Source organism: Marinovum sp. E3, assembly GCF_055755275.1.
Map to the genome: position 1 here is coordinate 37,107 of NZ_JBVTQV010000003.1, position 16,906 is coordinate 54,012.

At 65.0% G+C, this 16,906-nt stretch carries 16 protein-coding genes; 1 reads left to right on the top strand and 15 read right to left on the bottom strand.

Features of this window, described 5'->3' with window-relative positions; all coding sequences use genetic code 11:
* Nucleotides 1–21 precede the first annotated feature (21 nt).
* From AC0J5K_RS19410 to AC0J5K_RS19445, 8 genes are all read right to left on the bottom strand, one after another.
* The gene (locus AC0J5K_RS19410; protein WP_048535006.1) at nt 22–1,083 is read right to left on the bottom strand and encodes an extracellular solute-binding protein; all 1,062 of its coding nucleotides are present in this window, start codon (nt 1,081–1,083) and stop codon (nt 22–24) included.
* Between the two features lie 140 nt (nt 1,084–1,223).
* A complete protein-coding gene (locus AC0J5K_RS19415; protein WP_420398565.1) occupies nt 1,224–2,369 on the bottom strand; it encodes an iron-containing alcohol dehydrogenase in 1,146 nt (381 codons plus the stop codon).
* A complete protein-coding gene (locus tag AC0J5K_RS19420) occupies nt 2,366–3,748 on the bottom strand; it encodes an aldehyde dehydrogenase family protein (RefSeq protein WP_048535009.1) in 1,383 nt (460 codons plus the stop codon). The genes AC0J5K_RS19415 and AC0J5K_RS19420 overlap by 4 nt, the downstream gene beginning before the upstream one ends.
* A 24-nt stretch (nt 3,749–3,772) precedes the next feature.
* Nucleotides 3,773–5,128 (bottom strand): glutamine synthetase family protein, encoded by a 1,356-nt coding sequence (locus AC0J5K_RS19425; RefSeq protein WP_074837105.1) that lies wholly within the window; start codon nt 5,126–5,128, stop codon nt 3,773–3,775.
* Nucleotides 5,129–5,243: 115 nt separating this feature from the next.
* The gene (locus AC0J5K_RS19430; RefSeq protein ID WP_048535012.1) at nt 5,244–6,284 is read right to left on the bottom strand and encodes a TRAP transporter substrate-binding protein; all 1,041 of its coding nucleotides are present in this window, start codon (nt 6,282–6,284) and stop codon (nt 5,244–5,246) included.
* Nucleotides 6,285–6,331: 47 nt separating this feature from the next.
* Complete coding sequence (locus tag AC0J5K_RS19435) at nt 6,332–7,654, bottom strand: TRAP transporter large permease (protein ID WP_048535013.1); 1,323 nt, start codon at nt 7,652–7,654, stop codon at nt 6,332–6,334.
* Nucleotides 7,654–8,250, bottom strand: coding sequence for a TRAP transporter small permease subunit (locus AC0J5K_RS19440; protein WP_420398564.1), 597 nt, complete (start codon nt 8,248–8,250; stop codon nt 7,654–7,656). Before AC0J5K_RS19440 ends, AC0J5K_RS19435 begins: the two co-directional genes overlap by 1 nt.
* Nucleotides 8,243–9,004, bottom strand: a complete 762-nt coding sequence (locus AC0J5K_RS19445; protein WP_420398563.1) for an N-formylglutamate amidohydrolase — start codon at nt 9,002–9,004, stop codon at nt 8,243–8,245. The genes AC0J5K_RS19440 and AC0J5K_RS19445 overlap by 8 nt, the downstream gene beginning before the upstream one ends.
* Before the next feature lie 141 nt (nt 9,005–9,145).
* On the opposite strand from AC0J5K_RS19445, the gene AC0J5K_RS19450 reads away from it, so the two are divergent.
* Nucleotides 9,146–10,024, top strand: coding sequence for a MurR/RpiR family transcriptional regulator (locus tag AC0J5K_RS19450; RefSeq protein ID WP_420398562.1), 879 nt, complete (start codon nt 9,146–9,148; stop codon nt 10,022–10,024).
* 148 nt (nt 10,025–10,172) lie between these two features.
* Here AC0J5K_RS19450 and minE read toward each other — a convergent pair whose 3' ends face one another.
* The 7 genes from minE to AC0J5K_RS19485 form a co-directional block, all read right to left on the bottom strand.
* On the bottom strand, nt 10,173–10,445 hold the full coding sequence (minE, locus tag AC0J5K_RS19455) for a cell division topological specificity factor MinE (RefSeq protein WP_420398561.1): 273 nt from the start codon (nt 10,443–10,445) through the stop codon (nt 10,173–10,175).
* Nucleotides 10,442–11,290, bottom strand: a complete 849-nt coding sequence (gene minD, locus AC0J5K_RS19460; RefSeq protein ID WP_048535023.1) for a septum site-determining protein MinD — start codon at nt 11,288–11,290, stop codon at nt 10,442–10,444. The genes minE and minD overlap by 4 nt, the downstream gene beginning before the upstream one ends.
* Entirely contained in the window at nt 11,287–12,033 is a 747-nt protein-coding gene (minC, locus tag AC0J5K_RS19465; RefSeq protein ID WP_420398560.1) for a septum site-determining protein MinC, read from the bottom strand. The genes minD and minC overlap by 4 nt, the downstream gene beginning before the upstream one ends.
* 224 nt (nt 12,034–12,257) lie before the next feature.
* Nucleotides 12,258–13,760: an inorganic phosphate transporter gene (locus AC0J5K_RS19470; RefSeq protein WP_048535027.1), complete on the bottom strand. Its 1,503-nt coding sequence runs from the start codon at nt 13,758–13,760 to the stop codon at nt 12,258–12,260.
* Nucleotides 13,761–13,816: 56 nt separating this feature from the next.
* Complete coding sequence (locus tag AC0J5K_RS19475; protein ID WP_283638667.1) at nt 13,817–14,341, bottom strand: NUDIX hydrolase; 525 nt, start codon at nt 14,339–14,341, stop codon at nt 13,817–13,819.
* A gap of 187 nt (nt 14,342–14,528) precedes the next feature.
* Nucleotides 14,529–15,644: an NAD(P)/FAD-dependent oxidoreductase gene (locus AC0J5K_RS19480; protein ID WP_283638666.1), complete on the bottom strand. Its 1,116-nt coding sequence runs from the start codon at nt 15,642–15,644 to the stop codon at nt 14,529–14,531.
* A 6-nt stretch (nt 15,645–15,650) separates the two neighbouring features.
* The gene (locus AC0J5K_RS19485; RefSeq protein ID WP_074837174.1) at nt 15,651–16,847 is read right to left on the bottom strand and encodes a sialidase family protein; all 1,197 of its coding nucleotides are present in this window, start codon (nt 16,845–16,847) and stop codon (nt 15,651–15,653) included.
* Between the last annotated feature and the right edge of the window lie 59 nt (nt 16,848–16,906).

Below are 16,906 nucleotides of genomic sequence, written 5' to 3' on the forward strand. Positions count from 1 at the left end.
CCGGGTGCCGCCAGTTTCAAATCAATTGGCGGCCTGAACCCGGTCCAGCACTTCGCCCTCGATGGATTCCAGCCCGGCGGGAACCGGCGGATACCACTTGATGTTGTCGATCGCCTCTTGCGGGAAGCTGGCCTGATACTTGGCCTTCAACGCATCCTCGGCAAATTCGTCGGCGCCAGCCGAAGCGGTGAAGTTGCCCGCCGCCGCGGTGATCCTGGCCGCGATCTCGGGCTGCATGACAAAATTGATCCAGGCATAGGCGGCCTCGTCAGCCTGCCCCTTCGCCGGCAGAACGAAGGTGTCGATCCAGCCCAGGGCACCGGAGGCGGGCGCCACGAAGGTGATGTCGGCATTGTCGTCGTTCAGTTTCCAGCCGCCGGTGTCCCAAGCCATCGAGGCGGTCACCTCGCCCGAGCGCACCAGGTTCATCAGCTCGTCGCCGCCACCCCAATAGGTTTTCACATTGGCCTTGCACTCGATCAGCTTGGCTTCGACCTTTTCCATGATCTCGGTGTACTTGGCCTCGTCGCCATAAGCGGCAAAGGGATCCTCGCCCATGGCGAAGGCAAAGCCGATCAGCGTCGGGCGCTTGAGCCGGTAAGACACCTTGCCCGCGACCGCCGGATCGCAGAGATCGGTGTAATCCTTGACCACCTCGCCGGCTTCGGCGGTGTTCATCACCAGGCCGGAGGTGCCCCAGACATGCGGCACGCCATAAACGTCATCGCCGACGGTGGTATTGGCCATGGTGGCCATCAGCATCGACTCGATGAATTGCGACTGATCGATCTTGGACATGTCGATCGGCTTGTAAATGCCGAACTCCATCTGCGGGCCCATCACCCGGTCCTGGCTGGGCTGGGCCAGGTCAAAGCCGCCGCCGCCGGTGGCGCGCAGCTTGGCGATCATTTCCTCGTTGTTGGATTTGGTCACCTCGACGGTGTGGCCGGTCTGTTCCTCGAACATCTGCACCACGTCATCGGGCGCATAGCCGCCCCAGGTCAAGAGCCGCAGGGTTTCGGCCTGGGCCGCGCCGGCCAGCCCAGCAATCAGGGTGGAAGTCAGAAGGATGGTTCTGGTCATGGGTCGTCTCCTCTGTCGATTGGGCCCCGGACAGCACCGGGGCGGGATGCGGGCCTTATGGGCCTCTTTGGTATCAGTCTTGTGAAACCTTTTTGGTTTCAGAGGGTTGTGCCCGTTTTTTTGTCGCCGGGCACCGCATGTCAGAGCGCTGCCTTGAACAGCGCCGTCAGGTTCTCTTCGGTCAGCGCGATCGGGTTGCCGCCGCAGGAGGGGTCGGTGACCGCGCCCTTGACCAGCGCCGGGATCGCCTCTTCGGTGACGCCCAGATCGGAGAGCTTGCGCGGGATGTTCAGGCTGTCGTTCAGATCCTGCACGAATTCGCGGAAGCCGTCAAAACCGCCGTCGATCCCGAGGTAGGCCGCCGCCGCGTCAAAGCGGGCGCGGATCACCTCGGCGTTGAAATCGAGCACCGCCGGCATGCAGACCGCGTTGGTGGTGCCGTGGTGGGTGTTGAACCGCGCGCCCACGGGGTGGCTCATGGCGTGGATCGCGCCCAGCCCCTTCTGGAAGGCCGTCGCCCCCATCATCGCCGCCGACATCATCTGCGCCCGTGCCTCGAGATCCTGACCATTCTGGAAGGCGCGCGGCAAGTAGTCCTTGACCAGCCGCATGCCCTCGAGCGCGATACCCTGAGACATCGGATGGTAATGCGGGCTGCTGTAGGCCTCGACGCAGTGGGCAAAGGCATCGAGCCCGGTGCCCGCGGTGATGAAGCCGGGCATGCCGATTGTCAGCTCCGGGTCGCAGATCACCACCGAGGGCAGCACCTTGGGGTGAAAGATGATCTTCTTTTCGTGGGTTTCCGAATTGGTGATGACGCTGGCCCGCCCCACCTCGGAGCCGGTGCCGGCGGTGGTCGGTACCGCCACGATGGGCGCGATGGCATCGGCGTCGGCGCGGGTCCACCAGTCGCCGATATCCTCGAAATCCCACAGCGGCCGGGTCTGGCCGGCCATGAAGGCCACCATCTTGCCCAGATCCAGCCCCGAGCCCCCGCCAAAGGCGATCACCCCGTCGTGGCCGCCGTCATTATAGGCCGCTACGCCGGCGGCGAGGTTTTTCTCGTTCGGGTTCGGATCGACCTCGGCAAAAAGCGCGCGGCCAAGCCCCGCCTGCTCCAGCACGTCGAGCGTGGCCGAGGTGATCGGCAGATCGGCCAGACCCCGGTCGGTGACCAGCAGAGGCCGTGTCATGCCCGCCTGCGCGCAGGCGCCGGGCAATTCCGAGACGCGGCCGGCGCCGAACTTGATGGCGGTGGGGTAAGACCAGTTTCCCGTCAGGCTCATTGGGTGACTTTCTTCAGATGGTAGGATTTCGGACGTGTGAGGTTGTGATAGCCGATCACCGACAGCCCGCCGCCGCGCCCGGTCTGCTTGCAGCCGGTCCAGCACAATCCGGGGTCGAGGTAATCTGCGCGGTTCATGAACACGGTTCCGGTCTCGATCCGGTCGCCGATGGCCATCGCGCGGTCGACATCGGCCGTCCAGAGCGAGGCGGTCAGGCCGAAGTGGCTGTCGTTCATCAGCGCGATGGCCTCTTCGTCGTCCTTTACGCTCATGATGCCCACCACCGGGCCAAAGCTCTCGTCCCGCATCACCCGCATGTCATGGGTGACGCCGGTCAGGATTTGCGGTGTCAGATAGGCGGCGCCGTCATCCTCGGGGAAGGTATCGATATGCGCGGTTGCACCCATCTCCACTGCCTCGGCGATCTGCGCGCGCACCTCCTTGGCAAAGCGGACATGCGCCATCGGGCCGATGGTGGTTTCCGCCTCCAGCGGGTTGCCCAGCTTGTAGCCCTTCACGATGGCCACCGCCTTTTCGACGAAGGCGTCGAAAAGGCTTTCATGCACATAGATCCGCTCGATCCCGCAGCAGCATTGGCCCGAGTTGAACATCGCCCCGTCAATCAACGTGTCCAGCGCCGCATCGAGGTCGGCGTCCTCCATGACATAGCCCGGATCCTTGCCGCCCAGTTCCAGTCCGACCCCGGTGAAAGTGCCCGCCGCGGCCTGTTCCATCGCCTTGCCGCCGCCGACCGAACCGGTGAAATTCACGAAATCGAAAGCCTTGCCGGCGATCAGCGCCGAGGTGGTGTCATGGTCGACAAAGATGTTCTGGAACACCTCTTCCGGCACGCCCGCCTCGTGGAAGGCGCGGGCCATGCGTTCGCCCACCAGCAGCGTCTGGGTGGCGTGTTTCAGCATCACCGCATTGCCGGCGATCAGCGCGGGCGCAACGGTGTTGATCGCGGTCATGTAGGGATAGTTCCACGGCGCCACCACCAGCACGAGCCCCAGGGGCACCCGTTTGATGTAGCGCTTGAAAGTCGCATCTTCGCCGACCTCGATCGGCGCCAGCCCCTGCTCCGCGATCTCGGCCATATGCGAGGCGCGTTCGTTGAAACCGCCGAATTCACCGCCATAGCGCACCGGGCGGCCCATCATCCGCGCCAGTTCCGGCACGATCTCGTCATTCATCTCGCCGACGCGGGCGACGCCCGCCATCACCAGGCGGGTGCGTTCCGCCAGCGGCCGCGCCGCCCAGGCCGCCTGCGCGGCGCGGCCCTTGGCGGCCGCGTCCCGCGCCGCGTCGAGCGTCAGCACCGGGCGTTCGGCAAAGACCTCTCCGTCGATGGGCGAGACGCATTTCAATGTGTTGGTCATGGTATCCTCTGTCTGTCGGCCCGTTCAGGCCATCTCGAATCCGCGGGCGATCTCGTAATCGGTCACCGCGCGGTTGAAATCCTCGATCTCCACTTCGGCGGCGCGGGCGTAATGGGTCACCACGCCATCGCCAAAGGCCGCCCGCAGCATGTCGGAGGCGAGCAGCGCCTCGCGTGCGTCGCGCAGCGTGGTCGGCAATTGCGCGGCATCGGTGGCATAGGCGTCGCCGGTGAACGCCGGCTGCAACTCCAGCTTCTCCTCGATGCCCTTGAGGCCCGCGGCCAGCATCGCCGCCATGGCGGTATAGGGGTTGATGTCGGAGCCGCCGACCCGGCATTCGATCCGCACCCCCTTGGTGCCCGCGCCGCAAAGCCGGAACCCGGCAGTGCGATTGTCGATCGACCAGATGATCCGCGTGGGGGCAAAGCTGCCGACCTGGAACCGCTTGTAGCTGTTGATGTAGGGCGCAAGGAAGTACATGTAATCCTTGGCGTATTTCAGCATTCCGGCGGTGTAGCTCTTCATCAGCGGTGACATGCCGAGCCTGTCGTCAGCGTCGTAGAACGCCGGGCTGCCGTCCTGCCACAGCGACTGATGCACATGGCTGGACGAGCCCACCTTGTCGGGGGCCCATTTCGGCAGAAAGCTGACCGCGTGGCCCTGCTGGTGAGCGATCTCCTTGACCGCATGTTTGGCGATGGTGTGGTATTCGGCCGTGTCCAGCGCCGGGGCATATTTGATGTTGAGCTCTTCCTGCCCGGTCTCGGCCTCGCCCTTGGAATTCTCGATCGGCAGACCGGCGGCGTAGAGGTGATTGCGCACCGGGCGCATCACATGTTCCTCGCGGCTGGTCATCTGGATGTTGTAATCCTCATTGTAGCCCGAAAGCGTGGCGAGATCGCGGAAACCGGAGCGGCGGATCTCGTCAAAGCTCTTTTCGAACAGGAAGAATTCCAGCTCGGTCGCCATCATCGGTGTGAAACCCAGAGCCTCGGCACGGGCCACCTGTTTCTTGAGCATGGCGCGGGGAGAATGCGGCACTTCGTCGTGGCTGTGATGATCGAGCACGTCGCAGATCACCATGACCGTGGCCTCGAGCCAGGGCATCACCCGCAGCGTCGACAGGTCGGGCTTCATCACATAGTCGCCATAACCCATTTCCCAGGAGGTCGCGGCATAGCCGTCGGGTGTGGCCATCATCAGGTCGGTGGCCAGCAGATAGTTGCAGCAATGGGTCTCTTCCCAGGCGCTGTCGATGAAATGCGCGGCGTGGAACCGTTTGCCCATCAGCCGGCCCTGCATGTCGATGGTGCAGGCCAGAACGGTGTCGATCTCTCCAGCCGCGAATTTCGATTTCAGCTCTTCGAATGTCATGGGCATTCCGGTTCTTGTGTCCTGCGCGCGCCCCGGGCAAGACCCGGGGCCTCATGGTTGAGGGGGAGGTCCCGGCGCGGGGGCCGGGACGGGGTTGCCCGGACAGCGCCCGGGCAATGGCTCAGGTGTTGTAGCGATACGGCCGGCCGGCCTTGGCCATGTCGGCATTGTACTGCTTGAAGATCTCCACGACCTTGGCCTTGGTCTCGCTCTCCGCCGCGATCTCGTCCCAGAAGGTCTGCGCCGCGGCCTCGACCTGATCCCACTCCGCATCCGGGATGGTGGTGAGCTGCATTTTTTCGCCATGCACTCGAAGGCGCGCCTCGCCGCCCCAGTACCACCACTGGCGGTAATAATGCGACTGTTCCATGCAGGTCGCCAGCAAGAGCTTCAGGTCCTCGGGCAGCTCCTCATAGCGGCCCATGTTGGCAAAGAAATGCCCGATCCAGGCGCCCGAGATATTGTTGGTCAGGAAATAGTTGGTCACATCCGCCCAGCCGACGGTGTAATCCTCGGTGATGCCCGACCAGGCGATGCCGTCAAGCTCGCCGGTCTGTACCGCGACCTCGATGTCCTCCCAGGGAAGGGTCACCGGCACCACGCCGAACTGGCTCAGGAAGCGGCCGGCGGTGGGGAAAGTGAAGACCCGCTTGCCTTGCAGGTCGGCCAGCGAATTGATCGGATCCTTGGTGGCGAAATGGCAGGGATCCCAAGAGCCGGCCGAGATGTGCTTGACGCCGACCTTGGCGTATTCTTCGGCCCAGATCTCGTTCAGCCCGTACTGGTTGAACAGCACCGGCACATCCAGCGAGTAGCGCGAGGCAAAGGGGAAATAGCCGCCGAAAACCGTCACTTCGGTGGGCGAGGCCATCGAGTCGTCATCCGATTGCACCGCGTCGATGGTGCCGCGCTGCATCGCGCGGAACAGCTCGCCGGTGGGCACCAGCTGATCGGCATAGAACAGCTCGATCTGCATCCGGTCGCCGGCAATGGCGTTGAAGCGGTCGATGGCGGGTTTCACCACATGCTCGGCCAGCGCGGCGCCGGCATAGGTCTGCATCCGCCAGGTGATGGTGGATTGCGCCAGCGCGGGTGCGGCCAGCGGCGCGGCGGCGACACCCACCCCGGCAGTTTGCAGGAACTTTCTTCTCGAAGTCGTCATGTCCGTTCTCCTTGTTGCAATATGTCCCCTGTCCGGGGCTTCTGGGGTTATTGTCCGTATACGAGGCCCGGCAGCCAGAGCGCGATCTGCGGAAAGATCATCACCAGCGACAACGCCAGCACCATCACCAGAGCAAAGGGGATGATCGAGCGGTAGATGTCGGTCAGGCCGATCTCGGGCGGCGCCATGGCGCGCATGAGAAAGAGGTTATAGCCAAAGGGCGGCGTCATATAGGCGATCTGGGTGGTGATCGTGTACAGCACGCCGTACCAGATCAGATCAAAGCCCAGCGCCCCCACCAGCGGCACGTAAAGCGGCGCGACGATCACCAGCATGGCGGTGTCGTCGAGGAAGGTGCCCATGACGATGAACGACAGCTGCATCAGGATCAGGATCATCCAGGGCGAGAGGCCAAGGCGTTCGGTAAACAGCGTCTCGATGGCGCGCACCGCGCCCAGCCCGTCGAAGATCGCGCCAAAGCCCAGGGCGGCCAGAATGATCCACATGAACATGCAGGAAATCGCCAGCGTCTGGCGCACCGAAGTCTCGAAGACCTCGCGGGTCATCCGCCGCTTGAGCACCGCCGCGACAAAGGCCGCCAGCGCGCCGATGGCCGAGCTTTCCACCAGCGAGGTCCAGCCCCTGACGAAAGGCACCATCATCACCGCAAAGATCACCAGCGGCAGGATGCCGGCGCGCAGCAGGCGCAGCTTCTCGGCCCGGCTCACATCGCGTTCGTCTTCTGCCAGCGGCGGGCCGAGCTCGGGCTGCACCCGGCAGCGGATGTAGATGTAGACGATGAAGAGCGCAGCCATCAGCAGTCCGGGCATCACCCCCGCCAGCCAGAGCTGCCCCACCGGTTGCCGCGCGATCATCGCATAGAGCACCAGCACCACCGAGGGCGGCACCAGGATGCCCAGCGACGATCCGGCCTGGATCACCCCGGTCACCATGATCTTGTCGTACCCCCGGCGGAGCAGCTCCGGCAGGGCGATGGTGGCGCCGATGGCCATGCCCGCCACTGACAGCCCGTTCATCGCCGAGATCAGCACCATCAGCCCGATGGTGCCGATCGCCAGCCCGCCCCGCACCGGCCCCATCCAGACGTGGAACATCTTGTAGAGATCGTCGGCGATCTTGGATTCCGACAGGACGTAGCCCATGAAGATGAACATCGGCAGGGTCAGCAGCGGATACCATTTCATCAGCTTCATGGCCGCGGCAAAGGGCACGTCGACGCCGCCGGTCCCCCAAAGCAGGAGCCCCGCCGCCGCGCCGACAAAGCCGATGGCGCCGAACACCCGCTGACCGGTCAGCAGCATCAGCATCATGCCGGAAAACATCAGGATGGCGATCATTTCATGGGACATCAGATCTCCACCCCGCGAATGCGGCCAATATCGCGGAAAAACTCGGCAAGGGTTTGCAGCAGCATCAGAAAGATACCGACGGCCAGCAACAGCTTGACCGGCCAGAGGAACGGCCGCCAGGCGGTCGAGGAACGTTCAAGATAGCCCAGCGTCTCGCCTGCCTGGGCAAAACCGCCGGTAAAGAGTGCGCCAAGGAACTCGGAGAAATACTCCAGCGGCGCCATGCCGAAATAGCCCATGGCATAGGCCAGAGAACCGAGCGCGCCATAAAGCAGGACCCCGAGGTAGAACATCAGGAACAGCACGGTAAAGGCATCGACCCAGGCCTTGGTCTTGACCGACCAGCCGCCATAGAACAGGTCCATCCGCACGTTCGATCCGAGCTGGATCGAATAGGGCCCGCCCAGGATGTAATAGCCGACCATGACAAATTGCGCCGTCTCCAGCGTCCAGAGCGACGGCAGGAAGGCGACCTTGGAGATCGACGACCAGAGCAGCACGCCGATCAGCACAAAGATCAGATACATCGCGATCCGCCCGATGAAGCGGTTCATCGCGTCGACGCCGTGCACGAAAGCGGTGATCACCCTAGGCATCGGCGGCCTCCACCGGTACGGCGGCCAGCGCCGGGCGCAACATCGCCAGCAGCTCTTGGGCGATGCCCGAGATATCGCCGGGCGTGGTCAGAAGATCGTTGCGCACCTCGAGCATCACATTGGGCAGACCGCGCGCGATGCCGTGCAATTGCAGCGAATGGGTGACGCCATCCTCGGGGCCGTAGGGCATGTTGCGGTCGACCCGTCGCGTGGCGGGGGCATGGGCCAGCATCGCCTCGGCCAGCCGCGCATCGCTGTCATGCAGGATGCCGATCTCAGTCGGGCGGGCGGCGCCGAAATAGACCGGGGTGAAACTGTGCACCGTCACGATGGCGCGGGCCTCGGCATCCAGCAGCCCGGACACCGCCTCGCAGAAGGGCCGATAGACCGTTGCAATGCGCTCGGCGCGTTGCGCCGGGCTCAGATCGGCGTTACCGGGAATTTCCACCAGCTCCGAACGCGCCGGCATGGCGGCCGCGGCCTCGGGCGGGCGGTTGATGTCGTAGACCAGCCGCGACACGCGGCCCGACACCAGCGGTGCATCCAGCGCCTCGGACAAGAGCTGCGACAGCGCCAGAGCCCCCGGATCCCAGGCCGCATGGCTGTCGCGCCACTCGGGCCGCAGCCCGAGATCGCCGTACCGCGACGGGATATGCGCCGAGGCATGCTCGCAGAGCAGCAGCACAGCCCCGGCGCCTGCGGCATTTGTCACGCAAACCGTCGCTTCACAGCCGTCCTGCTGGCGCTCCGACATTGAATTCCCCCTGTTCTGAAAAAAACTTTCCACATGGCAGCGGGTTGTGTCAATATTTCTTCACAACACGCGCAGCAGATTGTTTGATTGACAGGCATCTGCCAAAGACCTGCGCAAAGCGATGCAAGGAAAGGGCCCCCCGTGAGCCAGCCCACCGCCACCGTCCGGGAATTGATCCGTGAGCATTACACCGACCTCACGCAATCCGAACGCAAGTTCGCCAATGCGCTGCTCGAGAATTACCCGGCCGCCGGGCTGGCCTCGATCACCATCGTCGCGGCACAGACCGGGGTCTCGACACCGACCATCGCGCGGATGGTGCAGAAGCTGGGGTTCAAGGGCTTTCCACAGTTTCACCAGGCGTTGCTCAAGGAATTGCAGGCCAAGGTCTCGGGCCCGACCGAGCGCCGTGCCAACTGGGCCGCCGAGGCGCCGGAGTCGCATCTGCTCAACCGCTTCGCCAAGGCGGTGACCCAGAACATCCAGACCACCTTCAGCAATGTGCCCTCCGAGGCCTTCGATGCCGCCGCACAGCTGTTGGCCAATACCGATCAGACCTTGTTCATCGTCGGCGGCCGGATCACCCATGCGCTGGCCGATTACGCCTTTACCCATCTTCAGGCGGTGCGGCCCCGGGTGATTCATCTCACCTCATCCTCCGCCACCTGGCCGCACTACCTGCTCGACATGGCGCGCGGCGACACCCTCCTGATGTTCGACATCCGGCGCTATGAATCGAACCTGCTGCGGCTGGCGGAACTGGCGCGCGAACGCGGGGTCGACGTGGTGCTGATCACCGATCAATGGGCCAGTCCGGTGGCCGAGATCGCCTCGCACAGCTTCACCTGCTGGGTCGAGATCCCCTCGGCCTGGGACAGCAACGTCTCGACGCTGATGCTGCTCGAGGCGCTGATCGCCGCCGCACAGGAAGAGGCCTGGCCGCAAACCAAGGCGCGGTACGAACGGCTTGACGGGTTGTTCGAACAGACCCGCCTGTTCCGCAAACCGGGCAGCCAGTAACCCGCCGGCCCTCACCCGCCCCGAAGGACGGCCGGAATTCTGTCATCCGGCCGGTCTGGCAAACATTCGCTTCTGGACCCAACGATGAGCGATTCGGATATTGCCAGGCCCGGGGTCAGGGATCGCCCGCCGGGACGGCGGGCGAACGTCAGCCGGCCGCCGTGGTCCGCGACGGCAGCTCGATATTGATCTCGAGGCTCGAGACCTCCTGCCCGTTTTCCATCCGAATATCGACGCCATCATCCTCGACGGTGACATATTTCCGGATCACCGCGATGATATCGCTCTGGAGCTGAGGCAGATAATCCGGCGAATGCGAGCCGCCCCGGCGTTCATGCGCCAGCAGCACCTGCAAGCGGTCCTTGGCAGTCTGCGCCGAGGAGGGACGGCGGGATTTCAGGGAAAATCCGAAAAAGCTCATGCCGTGCGCCCCAGCAAGCGATGGAACAGGTTGGGCCGGCGCTCGGCCAGAACCCGCATCTCGACCTCTTCGCCGATCAGCCGCGCCACCGCATCCTCATAGGCCGCGGCGGCGTTGGACGGACCGTCAAGGATCACCGGCGTGCCGACGTTCGAGGCCCGCAGCACCGCCTTGCTTTCCGGCACGATCCCGAGCAGCGGCACGGCGAGGATTTCGAGCACATCCTCCACCGTCATCATCTCGCCGGTGTCGATGCGGGCGCTGTCATGACGGGTCAGCAGAACCTGCGCCTTGATCGGATCGGCGCCTTCGGTCTCGGCGCGCCGGGTCTGGCTGCTGAGCAGGCCCAGCACGCGGTCGCTGTCGCGCACCGAAGAGACCTCGGGGTTGGTCACCACCACCGCCTCGTCAGCGAAATACATCGCCATCTGCGCGCCGCGTTCGATGCCCGCCGGGCTGTCGCAGATGATGTAGTCGAACTCGGTCTTTAGCTCGTCGAGAACCTTTTCCACGCCTTCCTTGGTCAGCGCGTCCTTGTCGCGGGTCTGCGAGGTCGGCAGGATCGACAGGGTGTCGATCCGCTTGTCGCGGATCAGCGCCTGTTTCAGCCGCGCGTCGCCCTGGATGACGTTGATGAAATCGAACACCACCCGCCGCTCGCAGCCCATCGTCATGTCGAGGTTGCGCAGGCCGACGTCGAAATCGATTACCACCGTCTTGTGACCGCGCTTGGCCAGCCCGGCCGAGATCGCCGCAGCCGAGGTGGTCTTGCCCACGCCCCCCTTGCCCGAGGTGATCACGATCACCTTTCCCTTGGGCGGCTCTTCCGTGAGTTGCGTCGTCATCCGAGCGCCTCCTTCTGCAATCTGTCGTCTTTGAGGAAAATCTGCACGCCACCTTCGCCGGGCGCCGGCCCCAGGGTTTCGCTGGTCTGGTAGAGACCCGCGATGGCCACCAGCTCGGCGTCGAGGCGTTGGCAGAAGATGCGCGCCCCCGTATCGCCCTGGACACCGGCCAGGGCCCGTCCGCGCAAGGTGCCGTAGATGTGGATATTGCCACCGGCGATGACCTCGGCGCCCGAACCGACCGATCCGATGATCGTCAGGTCGCCGCGCTCGGTGATCACCATCTGCCCGGAGCGGACCGACCCGGTGATGACCTTGTTGTCAGGTGGCAACAGCCGGTCCTTGCGCCGCTCGCGGCCCGCCTGCTCCGTCGGCGCCGGCGCGTCGCGACCGTTGCTGACCGCGATCAGCGCCAGCCGTTGCAACAGCTCGGGTGCGATCCTGCCGGCATTCTGCACCCCGAACACCTTGAGATCCCGCTGTCGCAGGGCCTCCACGAGATCGCTCAGGCGGGCGGCCTCGCTCAGCCCGCGGGCCCGGTCGAGGTCAAGCACCACCGGCGCATCGGCAAAGAACTGCGGCGTGGTTTGCAGATGTTCGTCCAGCGCGTCGAAAAAGCCCTGATCGGTGACATCGGTCTCCATCCGCAGCGCCAGCGCGGTGAGAAAATGGCCCCGAACCTGGAATGGCCTGACGGTGACCGGCGCCTGGGCACGCCGATCCTGCGCGTATCCTGCTGACACGGTGGGACTGCTCCTGCTCAATTGTCGCGCGACTCGTGTCGCGCCTTTGTTCTTGGGCGGCAGTGTACCTGCCCCGGATCCGGGCAGAAAGACAGCTTTTGCCGGCAATCAGCAGAATTCCGCCCGCCGCTCGGCCAAACCCCGCCTGCGCGGGGAAACCGCCTTGTCCCGGTCGCCTGCGCCCTGGGCTGGCCGAGGCCCGACACCGGGCCCCGGCCATGTGGTCAGAGGCTGATGCCCTTGATGACGACGAAGATGCCCGCCGAGAGCAGCGCCGCCGCCGGCACGGTGATGATCCAGGCGGCCACGATCGTCATGAAATGCGACCGCCGCACCAGCTTGCGGCGGCGGCGTTCTTCCGGCGCCAGATCGGGCAGGCCGGATACCGCCTTCTTGGCCTTGCGCATTCGCCGCTCGGTGTCCCATTCGCGGAAGAACCCGACGCCAAATACGCCGCCCACCGCGATATGGGTCGAGCTGACCGGCAGCCCCAGCCAGCTTGCCACGATCACCGTGATCGCCGCCGAAAGCGCCACGCAATAGGCCCGCATCGGGTTGAGCTTGGTGATCTGGTTGCCGACCATGCGGATCAGCTTGGGCCCGAAGAGGAACAGCCCAAAGGAAATCCCCAGCGCGCCGATGACCATGACCCAGAGCGGGATTTCCACCGCCTGGGTGAAATCGCCGGTCGACGAGGCCTGCACGATGGCCGCCAGCGGGCCGACCGCATTGGCCACGTCGTTGGCGCCATGCGCAAAGCTCAACAGCGCCGCCGAGACGATCAGCGGAATGCCGAACAGCACCTTGAGCGATTTGTTGCGGTTCTCGAGATTGGCCGATTGCCGCCGGATCACCGGGATCATGATCATCCAGGCGGCGATGGCAACGCCCAGGCCGATCAGCAGCGCGCTGCCCAGCTCGATCTTGACGATTTTCTTGAGCCCCTTGACCGCCAGGTAAGAGGCAAAGGCGCCGGCCATGATGCCGACAAGCACCGGCACCCATTTTCGCGCCGCCGCGATTTTGTCGTCGCGGTAGATGATGTTGGCCTTGATGAACCACAGGAACCCGGCCGCGATCAGGCCGCCCAGCAACGGAGAGATCACCCAGCTGGCCGCGATGGCGCTCATCTGGCCCCAGCTGACCGCGCCAAAGCCCGCCGCCGCGATCCCCGCGCCCATGACGCCACCGACCACCGAATGCGTCGTCGAGACCGGCGCGCCGATCCATGTCGCCAGGTTGACCCAGAGCGCCGAAGCCAGAAGCGCCGCCATCATCGCCGAGATGAAGGCCCCCGAGGTCGCCATGCTTTCGGGCGCGATGATGCCCTTGGCGATGGTCGATACCACATCGCCCCCCGCCAGGAGCGCCCCGGCGCTTTCGAAGATCGCCGCGATGACGATGGCAAGCCCCATCGACATGGCATTGGCCCCGACCGCCGGCCCCATGTTGTTGGCCACGTCATTGGCACCGATATTGAGCGCCATGTAGGCCCCGAACGCCGCCGCGATCACGACGATAAAGGTGTTGTCCGCCTGCCCAAAGATCAACGCCGCGATCAGCGCCGCAAAGACCACGAAGATCAGCGCAAGCCCGGTGCCCATCATGGGACGGCTTACATAGGCGGTGGCCTGTTCAAGCGTCGACAGCCGGCCGAGGTCGCGGTCCAGCGTCTCCAGATGGCTCGGATCAAGATTGCTGTTGTCCGAAGTGCTGTTGTCCGACATGTGTCCTCCCGATGATTCCGGCGCAGCTACATCAAGTGATCGCCATGGGCAACAGATCACCTAGCGCGGCGGGTATCGGCCTCAAATTCGAGCAGGATTTGTCGCAGGCCCGGTTCTCTGACCCGTTCGGCGGCCTCTGCCGGATCGAGCCAGCGGCGCTCGCGCTGCCCGGCTTCGGGAAAGCTGTCCTCGAGGACGCGGACCTCGACGGCAAAGACCAGGGTCTCGACGGTGACGGGCAGCCCGCTCGACTTGATCTTGTCATAGACATAAGAGCCGACCGGCTGCCGCGAGATCCGGCCCGGGCGCACCCCGGCTTCTTCCCAGGCCTCCACCACCGCGGCCTCGCTGGCGTTCTTGTCGCGCATCAGCCAGCCTTTGGGGATGATCCATCGGCCAGAATCGAGGCTGGTGATCAGCAGGACCTGCCGACCCTCATCCGTCGCGCGATAGCACAGCGCGGCAGTTTGCAACTGCCTGGGCCGTTGCACCATAGGAAGGGCAACGTCGGCGTAGAATTTCTTGATCAGCGCCCAAAGCCTGGTGATCAAGCCGTTGGAAATGCTCTTGTCTGGTGTCACGTCTCGCTGCTCCGCCCCTTTTTTCTTGGGCCTTTGAACCAGGCAATATAGGCGATGGCCGCCACGCTGGCAAATCCGCCGGCCCCGGCAAGGCGTTTAGAGGTGCGGCCCTCGGGCCCGGGCCGTGCCGGACCTCACGCAATCAGAGATTGCGGCCGAGGTGTTTCGGCGCAGCGCGCGCCGGCGATCAGCCCTCGGTCAGCCAGTCCGCCACCTTTCCGGCAATCGAAAGGGCGCTGGTCAGGCCGGGCGATTCGATCCCGTAAAGAAGCGCATGCGGGCCGGCGAGTTGACCCGGCCCGAGCATCACGAAATCGCCATAGGCGGCCCCCGCGATCTTGGGCCGCAATCCGGCGTAATCGGGGCTGAGATCCCGCGCCTCGATCGCTGGCCAATAGCGCGCGATCGCCTCGGCAAAACCCGCTCGCCGCTCCGGGTTCACGGTGTAGTCGATGCGCGCCGGATCGGTGTCGTCTAACCATTCGGTATCGGGGCCGAACTTGCCGCGCCCGGCCAGATCGAGCGTGAAGTGAACACCCAGCCCGCCGTCGCGCGGCACCGGGTAGATCAGCCGCGAAAACGGCGCCGGCCGGCTGAGCGCAAAGTAATTGCCCTTGACCAGCGCCAGACCGGGCGGCGGCGGCAGGCCGTCGATCCGCGCGCTGAGCGCCGGGGCCCAGAGCCCGGCGCAATTCACCAGCGACCGACAGCGCAGCAGCATCGGCTCGTCGCCGCCCACCGCAAGCTCGACCGAGCCGTCGCCGCACAGCTGCCCGCCCAAGACCGGTGCCCGGGTGACAAGCTGCGCCCCATGTGCCTCTGCCTCGCCCAGCAGTGCCAACATCAGCGCGTGGCTGTCGACGATGCCGGTCGAGGGCGAAAACAACGCCGCAGACGCCCGGAGCGCTGGCTCGAGCGCTTGCAGCTCTGCCGCTCCGATCAGCCGCAGGTCGGTGACGCCGTTGCCTTGGGCATGGGCCGCGATCTGTGGCAGGCGGGCCGCCTCGTCGGTGTCGCCGGCAACAATCAGCTTGCCACAACGACGGTGGCCGACACCGCGCGCCTCGCAATAGCGATAAAGCAGGTCGCGGCCGCGCCGACAGTGCCGCGCCTTGAGCGTGCCCGGCGGGTAATAGATGCCGGCATGGATCACCTCGGAATTGCGGGCGCTGGTTTCCTCGCCCATCACCGGATTCTTTTCGAGGATCAGCACCTCGCGCCCGGCCAGCGCCAGGGCCCGCGCCACCGCGAGCCCGACGACGCCGGCCCCGACCACCACAACATCGGTATCGAAACTTTCCATGCGGTCTCAGTATCTTGCCACGATCATCCTGATCCCGGCGGGGGTGCGGCCGGCAGCCGGCTGGCCCCAGGCGATATAGATCTCCTCGCCGCTCCCGGCCATGCGCGGGAAATTGATCGACCCGGCGGCGGTGTTCAGGGCAACCGCCTGCGGCGCCGGGCATCCGTCCTCGGGGGTGACGCGGCAAAGCCGGAGAATCTCGCCCAGCCTGGTCCATTCGACCCAGGAAACCACGGCCGATCCGTCTTGCAGAAGCAGCGTATCCACCCGGCCGGCCGCCTCGCCGCCGTCGATGCGGAATGGCGCATCAAAGCTGGCGCCGCTGTCACGGGAAAAGGCCACCTTGACCGCCGGATCGCTCTGCGCCGCGGTGAACCAGGCCACGACTGCATCGCTGCCTTCCGCGTCGATCGCCGGGCCGTTCACCGGGCAACCCGAAATCTCCCAGCCGTCGGCGTGAACCAGGCGGGGTTCGCTCCAGGCCCCCGCCACCTTGCGCACCACCGAGATATCGCGCACTTCTTCGACCGTGCGGTCCCGGTATGCCACCAGAATGCTGCCGTCGCCCGCCACCGCGGCTGATGTCTGGCAGCAAGAGCAGGCGCGGGAATCGAGCAGGCTTTCCGGAGACAGGGTTCCGTCGGCATCAAGCGAGGCCGACCGCAGCTGCATCGCGCCGGTGTCCTCGGTGCCATACTCCCGGCCGTCCAGCCAGAACACCTCGAACCGGCTGTCCGAGACCGGCAGGAGCGTGACGAAGCCATGCTGGCTTTGGGTGCCATCGCGGTGCGGAACAACCGGGGCGCTCCAGGTTTCACCCTTGTCGGATGACAACGCGATGTTCACATCATAAGAAAAGGACGTCACATCGGTCTCTTTCAGCCAATGCGCGGCCATCGTGCCGTCGGGCAGCACCGCGACCGAGGCGAAATCCGACCAGTTGACGATCAGATCGCCGGCGGCGACCACCGTGGACGGCGCACTCCACCCGGCCTCATTGCCGAGCGCAACCTTCACCGCATGGCCCGCCTCGGTAGGTTCCGTCCAGCTGACAGCGACGCGCCCATCCGCAAGCGCAAAGAGCGATGGCTCGCTCGATCCCGGGCCCGCCGGCACCGGGATTTCGGCGACCGTGGCCCCCACCTGCTCCTGAGCCTGAGCGGTGAAGGCGGCGCAAAAAACCCCCAGCGCGAGCCCGGACATGCGGGTTGCGCCGCCAAATTTAAACGCGATTTTGCCCATTTCAGCCATGATCATGCAGT

What these genes read in the sequence shown, in the direction of transcription:
- AC0J5K_RS19410 (WP_048535006.1), bottom strand. Translation starts at nt 1,083, where the DNA reads ATGACCAGAACCATCCTTCTGACTTCCACCCTGATTGCTGGGCTGGCC.
- AC0J5K_RS19415 (WP_420398565.1), bottom strand. Translation starts at nt 2,369, where the DNA reads ATGAGCCTGACGGGAAACTGGTCTTACCCCACCGCCATCAAGTTCGGC.
- AC0J5K_RS19420 (WP_048535009.1), bottom strand. Translation starts at nt 3,748, where the DNA reads ATGACCAACACATTGAAATGCGTCTCGCCCATCGACGGAGAGGTCTTT.
- AC0J5K_RS19425 (WP_074837105.1), bottom strand. Translation starts at nt 5,128, where the DNA reads ATGCCCATGACATTCGAAGAGCTGAAATCGAAATTCGCGGCTGGAGAG.
- AC0J5K_RS19430 (WP_048535012.1), bottom strand. Translation starts at nt 6,284, where the DNA reads ATGACGACTTCGAGAAGAAAGTTCCTGCAAACTGCCGGGGTGGGTGTC.
- AC0J5K_RS19435 (WP_048535013.1), bottom strand. Translation starts at nt 7,654, where the DNA reads ATGTCCCATGAAATGATCGCCATCCTGATGTTTTCCGGCATGATGCTG.
- AC0J5K_RS19440 (WP_420398564.1), bottom strand. Translation starts at nt 8,250, where the DNA reads ATGCCTAGGGTGATCACCGCTTTCGTGCACGGCGTCGACGCGATGAAC.
- AC0J5K_RS19445 (WP_420398563.1), bottom strand. Translation starts at nt 9,004, where the DNA reads ATGTCGGAGCGCCAGCAGGACGGCTGTGAAGCGACGGTTTGCGTGACA.
- minE (WP_420398561.1), bottom strand. Translation starts at nt 10,445, where the DNA reads ATGAGCTTTTTCGGATTTTCCCTGAAATCCCGCCGTCCCTCCTCGGCG.
- minD (WP_048535023.1), bottom strand. Translation starts at nt 11,290, where the DNA reads ATGACGACGCAACTCACGGAAGAGCCGCCCAAGGGAAAGGTGATCGTG.
- AC0J5K_RS19470 (WP_048535027.1), bottom strand. Translation starts at nt 13,760, where the DNA reads ATGTCGGACAACAGCACTTCGGACAACAGCAATCTTGATCCGAGCCAT.
- AC0J5K_RS19480 (WP_283638666.1), bottom strand. Translation starts at nt 15,644, where the DNA reads ATGGAAAGTTTCGATACCGATGTTGTGGTGGTCGGGGCCGGCGTCGTC.
- AC0J5K_RS19485 (WP_074837174.1), bottom strand. Translation starts at nt 16,847, where the DNA reads ATGTCCGGGCTCGCGCTGGGGGTTTTTTGCGCCGCCTTCACCGCTCAG.